A 6,737-nucleotide genomic window follows, 5' to 3' on the forward strand; every position below is an offset into this window, starting at 1 on the left:
CTGGTGGCCTGGACCTTCCTCACGGCGGGGATCGTGCTGGGCGCGTGGTGGTCCTATGCGGTGCTCGGCTGGGGCGGGTACTGGGCGTGGGACCCCGTGGAGAACGCTTCCCTGCTGCCGTGGCTGACCGCGACGGCCGCCCTGCACCTGACCCTGCCGCACCGCCGGGCCGGGCTCACCGGCTGGGCGGTGACCCTCTACTCGTCGACCTTCCTGCTGGTCCTGCTGGGCACCTTCCTCACCCGGTCCGGCGCGGTGGCCAGCGTGCACAGCTTCACCGCGTCCCCGCTGGGGCCGATGCTGCTCGGGTTCGTCCTGCTCGTGGCGGCCGTGGTGACCGGTCTGCTGATCCGGCGGGCGGGCACCTTCGGGCCCGCCGCGGCCGCGCCTGGGCTGTCTCGGGAGCGTGTCCTGCTCGCCAACGGCTTGGTGTTCGCGGTGCTGACGGCGGTCGTGCTCACCGGGACCGTGTTCCCGTTGCTGGCGCAGGGCCTGACCGGCCGCAGGCTGTCGGTGGGGCCGGGGTACTTCGACCGCACCGCGGTGCCGATCGCACTGGCGGCCCTGCTGCTGATGGGCGCGGGGCCGCTGGTGCGCCCCCGCGCCGACTCGCCGGGTGCCCTGTGCCACCGGTTGGCCGTGCCCGTGCTCGCGGCACTGGCGGCGATCGCCGTGACCGGCCTGCTCGCCCGCCCCGGAATGCCCGCACTGATCGCCTTCGGCGCGGCCGCGTTCGTGCTGGCCGGGCTGGGCCGGGTCCTCGCGGGCGAAGTGCGGGCCGTGTGGAGCACCGGCCGCCCGGTACTGCCCGCGCTCCTGCGCCGAAGGCGGTGGGGCGGGCTGCTGGCGCATGCCGGGATCGCCGTGGCGATCGTGGGCATCGCGGCTTCCGGCGCCGGCACCGTGCACGCGGAGGCCGGACTCGCGGTCGGCCAGTCCGTCACCGTGGACGGCGTGACCGCCACGCTCACCGGTGTCGATCGCGCGGCGGGTGCCGGCCGCATGACCGCGTCGGCCCGTTTCCGGCTCGACCGCCGGGGTTCGGCGCTCGGCTCCGCCGAGGCCGCCCTGCACTACTACCCGGCGCGCGACACCACGGTGAGCGTCCCCGCGATCCGCTCCCGTCCGGAAGGCGACGTCTACCTCACCGTCACCGGAGTCGCCGCCGACGGGCAGCACGCCACCGTCCGCCTGTCGGTCGATCCCCTGGTCGGCCTGCTGTGGGCGGGCGGGGCGATCACCGCCCTCGGCGGGCTGCTGTCGTTGATCCGCCCGAAGGCGGGGCCGGGGGTCCCGTTGCCGCCCCGGGTGCCGTCGGTGCCGTCTTCCGAGGCGAGCGCGGCATGAGCGGCGGGCGGCGGTGGTGGTTCGCCCCGGCCGCGGTGGTCCTGGCCGTGCTCGGATTCGTGCTGGCCCGGGGCCTGGATTCCCCGTCGCCGGGCTCGGGCTCCTCGGGGCTTCCGCTCACCTCGACCGGGGACGAACCCGCGCCCGCCCTGACCGGCCGCACCTTCGAGGGCGCCCCGTTCGACCTCGCCGCGCTGCGCGGGCAGGTGGTCGTGGTGAACGTGTGGGCGTCCTGGTGCGGGCCCTGCAGGCAGGAGCTCCCGGTGCTCGCGGAGCAGGCTCGGCGCCGCGCGGGTTCCGGCATCCGGATCGTCGGCCTGGCCATGCGCGACGACCTGACGGCGGCGCGGCGGCTGCTGGCCGAAACGGGCGCGAGCGGCCTGGTTTCCGTGCTCGATCCCGACGGGACACAGGCCGTGCGATGGGGGGTGAAGGGCGTGCCCGAGACCTTCGTGGTGGACCCCGCCGGGCACATCCGGGTCCACGCGGTCGGCCCGGTGACCGGCCAGTGGCTCGACGACACGCTCGCCGCGGTGAGCAGGCCGTGAGCGCGCGGCGTCTGCTGATGGTGGCGTTGCTGCTCGTCTGCGGGGCCGCCGCCGGGGTGGCGCTGTGGCGTTCGGGCGCCGGGGGTGAGGACCCCGCGGCGCGGCTCGCCGCCGAACTCCGCTGCCCGGCCTGCCAGGGCGAGACGGTGGCGGACTCCCACTCGCCCGTGGCGGACGCGATGCGCGCCGAGATCGGCCGTCAGCTGGCTTCGGGACGCACGGTTGAGCAGGTCGAAGACTTCTTCGTGCGGCGCTACGGGCCCGAGGTGCTCGCCGATCCTTCGCCCGGCGGGGCGGGGGCCCTGCTGTGGGTCCTGCCCGGCGTCGTGCTGGCCGGGGTGCTGGCGCTGGGGTTCCGGACGGTCCGCCGGCGGCGTCCCGCGGCGGCCGGGCCCGTCGTGAACGGCGTGCCGTGGCTGAAGCGGTATGCGTGGGGTATCACCGCGGCGGCACTGGTGGCGCTGGTCTGCGGGGTCGCGCTCGCGGCGGGAAGGCTCGCGGGTGGCGAGGCCCCGGCCGCCGCGCAGCCGGTCGATCCGGTGGCCGCGCAGGTGGCGATCGGCGAGACCCTCGAAGCACAGGGCCGGTTCGCGGCGGCGGCGCAGGCCTACCAGGTGGCGTGGAAACTCCGGCCCGACGCCGCAGTGCTGTTGCGCCTGGCGTTCGCCCAGCTCCGCGCGGGGCAGCCCGCGGAGGCCGGGCGGTCGGCGGCGCAGGCGCTCACCGAGCGGCCCGGCGACGAGAACGCCCTGCTGGTACTGGGACTCGCCCAGCGGGCCGGGCACGATCCGGCGGCGCGGCGGACCCTCGAACACTTCCTGGCGGTTGCCCCCGGGCATCCCGCCGCCGCCGAAGTGCGCCGTGTGCTGGCGGATTAGTAGCCGGAAAAAATGTGCTGCGGTTCGGCAGGTGGCCCCGTTACGCTTTCCTGATGCCGGACCGGATCATGTACGTCCAGTTGAAGACCGGGTACGACCTTGATCGTGGTCCCTCCTGGGTCGGGTGGGTCCGCTTCTCGAAGACGTGGAAGACCGCGTACTTCCACGGTCGCACGCTTCGCCGGTGGCCCGGAATGTTTGACGCCAACTTCTTTGATGCCGATTCGGGTGAGGAATTCTGGCTCTCCGGCCCCAAGCGGGACCGGACCGACGGTCGCTACAGCCGTCAACAGCCCGAGGTTGACGAAGACGCGCGTGAGGCTTACGAGGCCTTCCTGCAAGGTGGATCACTGCCGGGGAAAGAACGCGGATAGCCGGGATTGCCTCTGCGGCCCCGAACGGGACGCTTCCCAGCCGGCGGCGAACGGCGATGGCGTCGGCGAGCACGAACCGCATCGGCGATGAACACTCGATCCACCGTCCAGGGCCGCCAGCGTTGCGCGCGCTGTCGGTCCGAATATGTTGGCAGACAACAACTTGCTGCTCAGCCGACTGGCTGTCGACGAACAGATCGAGGCCCTGCGCGACATCCTCAGCCACAACACCGTCTTGACCGGTGTCCTGGCCGGGGCGGCCGAGCTGCGCCTGCCCGGCTGGTATCTGACGGCGGGTTGCGTGTTCCAGACGGTGTGGAACGTGGTCACCGGCCGACCCGCCGCCGAGGGCATCCTGGACTACGACCTGTTCTACTTCGACGCCTCCGACCTGTCCTGGGACGCCGAAGAACCGTCATCCAGGCCGGTCATGCCCAGTTCACCGATATCCCCGCGACCGTGGAGATCCGCAACGAAGCGCGGGTCCACCTCTGGTACGAACAGAAGTTCGGGGTGCCGTGCCCGCCCTACCCCTGCACCGAAGCCGCGATCGACTCCTTCGCCGCCACCACATGCTGTCTCGCCGACGGGAGATGGCGTATTTACGCCCCACACGGCCTGGCGGACGTGTTCAACCTCGTCGTCCGCCCGAACCCGGTCCAAGCGCCCCGCCACGTCTACGAGACCAAGACGGCCCGCTGGCGGCGACAATGGCCAACCCTGACCGTGCTTCCCTGGCCGACATCTCCTGGCGATCCCGCGTAACTACACCTCGCCCTCGCCGCGGGCGGCGAGGGCTTCGCCGAGTTCGTCGGAATGGTTCAGCGTGCGCACCAGGAAGGGGACGGCGAAACCGGTGACGGAGCGTTCCGCGCCTCGTGCCTTCGCGGCTTCCCGGACCTCCTCGGCGATCGCGGACAGCGCGGTGACCGCCCGCACGGTCAGCCCCGCCAGCAGGCCGAGCCGCTCGGGGCGGACCCCGAACCGGCGGAGCGGGCGGGCGGCCCGTTCGATGGCGGCCACCAGGTCCTCGACGCGCGTGGTGATCGTGAACAGGTTCGCCGCGGCCAGTGTCGCGACGAGCCGCAGGCAGACCACCAGCGCGGTGTCCCAGCCCTGCAGCCAGGACTGGAAGCCGAACAGGACCACCGCGACCGTGCCGATCGCCCGCAGCACCCGCCAGGACCGGCGCACCGGCACCCGGGCGAGCACGTACCCGCCGAGGACGGCCAGCCCGATGCCCCCGAGCCAGAGGGGGGAGCGCACCGCGAACACGGTCACGGTGACCAGAAGCAGCATCAGCAGCTTCAGTCCCGCCCGGGCCCGGTGCACCGGGCTGGAGCCCGGTTCGTAACCTCCGCCGTTCATTCGAGGAGCCTCCGGTAGTGGCGCACCGCCGGTCCTGGCTCGTCGTCGGCGACGACCCGGCCTTCGTCAAGGACGATCACCCGCTCGAACCCGGCCAGCAGTTCCAGATCGTGGGTGACCAGCACGATCTGCTGCGGCAGGCCCTCCAGCCGCTGCGCGAACTGCCGTTTGTGACGCAGGTCCAGCAGCGTCGTCGGCTCGTCGCACACGAGCACGGCGGGGTCGAGCACGAGCATCGAGCACAGCGCGAGCAGTTGTTTCTGGCCGCCGGAGAGCTGGTGGGCCGGGTGGTCGGCGTGCCCGCCGAGCCCGAACTCCGACAGCAGCCCGACCGCCCGGTCCCGGCGTTCCTTTTGGGACAGACCACTGCGGCGCAGGGAGAAGGCGACATCCTCCGCGGCGGTGGGCATGACGATCTGGCTGTCCGGGTTGCTGAAGACGAACCCGACGCGGCGGCGCACGGTACGGCCGTCGCGCGCCGGATCCAGGCCGTCGACCAGCACCCGCCCGGTGTCCGGGTGGACCAGACCGTTGATCGTCCTGGCCAGAGTGGACTTCCCGGAGCCGTTCGCCCCGACGAAGCCGACACGTCGTTCCGGCAGCTTCAGGGTGATGCCGGAGAGCACGACCCGGTCGCCGTAGCGGTGCCCCACCTGCTCGAACTCGATCATCCGACCGCCTCCCACAGTGCCGCCGCACCGAGACCGCCACCGGAGGAAAGGGCGCTCAGCCCGGTCGCGGCCGCCCGCCTGCGGACGAGCGTGGTGAACAGCCGCACCACGAGGACCGCGCCGGAGGCACCCCACGGGTGGCCGAGCGCGATCGCTCCACCGTCCGGGCTGACCGTCTCCTCGTCGAGACCCACGGCGTCCAGGCAGGCGAGGGCCTGCCCGGCGAACGCCTCGGTGAACTCCACCACCTCCGGGGTGCGGTCCAGGACCTTCCGCATGGCGGGCACCGCGCCCAGCCCCAGCCGGTTCGGGTCGACGCCCGAGGTGGCCGAGGCGATCAGGCGCATTCCGGGCACGCCCAGCCGCCGCCGCACCGCTTCGCTGGTCACCAGCACGACCGCGGCGCCGTCGTTGATACCGCAGGAGTTGGCCGCGGTCGCGGTGCCGTTCTCGCCGAAGGCGGGGCGGAAACGGGCCAGTCGGTCCACAGTGAACCCTTCGCGGGGCCGTTCGTCCCGGTCGAGCCCGCCGAGGGGAACCAGTTCGGCCGCGAAACGGCCGTTCCGTTGCGCGGCGACGGCGCGCGCGTGACTGCGCGCCGCGAAGACGTCCTGCCGCTCCCGTGAAATACCGGCCTCCGCGGCGACGAGATCCGCGGCGGGCCCCATGTCGGGATCGCCGATCTCGGCGGGGGCGAACGGTGCCCGCGTGTACGGGCGGGGCGGTTCGGTGGGAGAATCCGGCCGGTGGAAGCGGTACGGCGCGGTCGACGCGCTCTCCACGCCGCCCGCCAGGTAGGCCTCGCCCTCGCCCGCGCGGACCAGGGCGGCGGCCAGGGTGATCGCGGCCAGCCCGCTGGCGCACTGCCGGTCGACGGTCATCCCCGGCACGGTCTCGCCGAGGCCGGCGCGCAGCGCGGCCACCCGGGCGGGATTGCCGCCGGGGCCGAAGACATTGCCCAGCAGGACGTCGTCGACAGTGAACCCGGCACTGTTGAAACCGGCACTGTTCAATCCGGCACCGTTCAATCCGGCACTGTTCAAACGGGCACTGTCCAATCCAGCACCGTCCAAACGGGCACCGTCCAGCCCGGCGTCGGCGAGCACCGCCTGCAGGACCGGCGCGGCGAGCCGGTCGGCCTCGAACCGCCGCAGCCCGCCGCCCGCGGTCCCGATCGGGGTGCGCCGGGCCGCGATGACCACGGGGGTGCGGTCCTCGCTCATGTCAGCGGTTCCGCGGCGAGCGTGCCGTCTCGGAGCATTTCCCCGATCGCGGCGCGCGCGGGCTTGCCGGAGGCGGTGCGGGGGAGTGCCTTCACAGCGAGCCAGCGGCGGGGCCGCTTGCCCGGTGCCAGGTTCTCCTTGGCCGCCGCCCGTAGCGCGGTCAGCGAAACCGGCGTTTCATCGGGTTCGACCACGGCGGTCACCAGGGAACCCAGCGTCGCGTGCGGGGTACCGGCGACCACGACGTCGCCGACGCCCGGGACCTCGCGCAGGACGCGTTCGACCTCTTCGGCCGGAACCAGCCCGCCCCCGCTGGACAGCATCGCTC

The 6,737-nt window shown here is 73.2% G+C and carries 8 protein-coding genes and 1 pseudogene; 5 read left to right on the forward strand and 4 right to left on the reverse strand.

What is annotated here, in order from left to right; genetic code table 11:
* The 5 genes and pseudogenes from FNH05_RS28330 to FNH05_RS28350 form a co-directional block, all read left to right on the forward strand.
* A partial coding sequence (locus FNH05_RS28330) for a cytochrome c-type biogenesis CcmF C-terminal domain-containing protein (protein WP_144591906.1) occupies positions 1 to 1,347 on the forward strand: 1,347 nt, incomplete at its 5' end.
* Entirely contained in the window at positions 1,344 to 1,895 is a 552-nt protein-coding gene (locus tag FNH05_RS28335; RefSeq protein WP_144591907.1) for a TlpA family protein disulfide reductase, read from the forward strand. The genes FNH05_RS28330 and FNH05_RS28335, both read left to right, overlap by 4 nt.
* Positions 1,892 to 2,773 (forward strand): cytochrome c-type biogenesis protein, encoded by an 882-nt coding sequence (locus FNH05_RS28340; RefSeq protein WP_186382781.1) that lies wholly within the window; start codon positions 1,892 to 1,894, stop codon positions 2,771 to 2,773. The genes FNH05_RS28335 and FNH05_RS28340 overlap by 4 nt, the downstream gene beginning before the upstream one ends.
* A gap of 53 nt (positions 2,774 to 2,826) precedes the next feature.
* Positions 2,827 to 3,147 carry a hypothetical protein gene (locus tag FNH05_RS28345; RefSeq protein ID WP_144591909.1) on the forward strand — a complete coding sequence of 107 codons (321 nt, stop codon included), beginning with the start codon at positions 2,827 to 2,829 and terminating at the stop codon, positions 3,145 to 3,147.
* A 145-nt stretch (positions 3,148 to 3,292) separates the two neighbouring features.
* Positions 3,293 to 3,912: pseudogene (locus FNH05_RS28350) on the forward strand (nucleotidyltransferase family protein).
* Here the strand turns inward: FNH05_RS28350 and FNH05_RS28355 are convergent.
* The 4 genes from FNH05_RS28355 to FNH05_RS28370 all read right to left on the reverse strand — a co-directional run.
* The gene (locus tag FNH05_RS28355) at positions 3,913 to 4,515 is read right to left on the reverse strand and encodes an energy-coupling factor transporter transmembrane component T family protein (protein WP_144591910.1); all 603 of its coding nucleotides are present in this window, start codon (positions 4,513 to 4,515) and stop codon (positions 3,913 to 3,915) included. It abuts the pseudogene before it with no gap.
* The gene (locus FNH05_RS28360) at positions 4,512 to 5,186 is read right to left on the reverse strand and encodes an energy-coupling factor ABC transporter ATP-binding protein (RefSeq protein WP_144591911.1); all 675 of its coding nucleotides are present in this window, start codon (positions 5,184 to 5,186) and stop codon (positions 4,512 to 4,514) included. Before FNH05_RS28360 ends, FNH05_RS28355 begins: the two co-directional genes overlap by 4 nt.
* The gene (locus tag FNH05_RS28365; protein WP_144591912.1) at positions 5,183 to 6,409 is read right to left on the reverse strand and encodes a thiolase family protein; all 1,227 of its coding nucleotides are present in this window, start codon (positions 6,407 to 6,409) and stop codon (positions 5,183 to 5,185) included. Before FNH05_RS28365 ends, FNH05_RS28360 begins: the two co-directional genes overlap by 4 nt.
* Positions 6,406 to 6,737 (reverse strand): AMP-binding enzyme (locus FNH05_RS28370; RefSeq protein ID WP_425458498.1); only part of this gene is annotated, 332 nt, incomplete at its 5' end. The genes FNH05_RS28365 and FNH05_RS28370, both read right to left, overlap by 4 nt.

Source organism: Amycolatopsis rhizosphaerae (assembly GCF_007713715.1).
Classification (GTDB): domain Bacteria; phylum Actinomycetota; class Actinomycetes; order Mycobacteriales; family Pseudonocardiaceae; genus Amycolatopsis_E; species Amycolatopsis_E rhizosphaerae.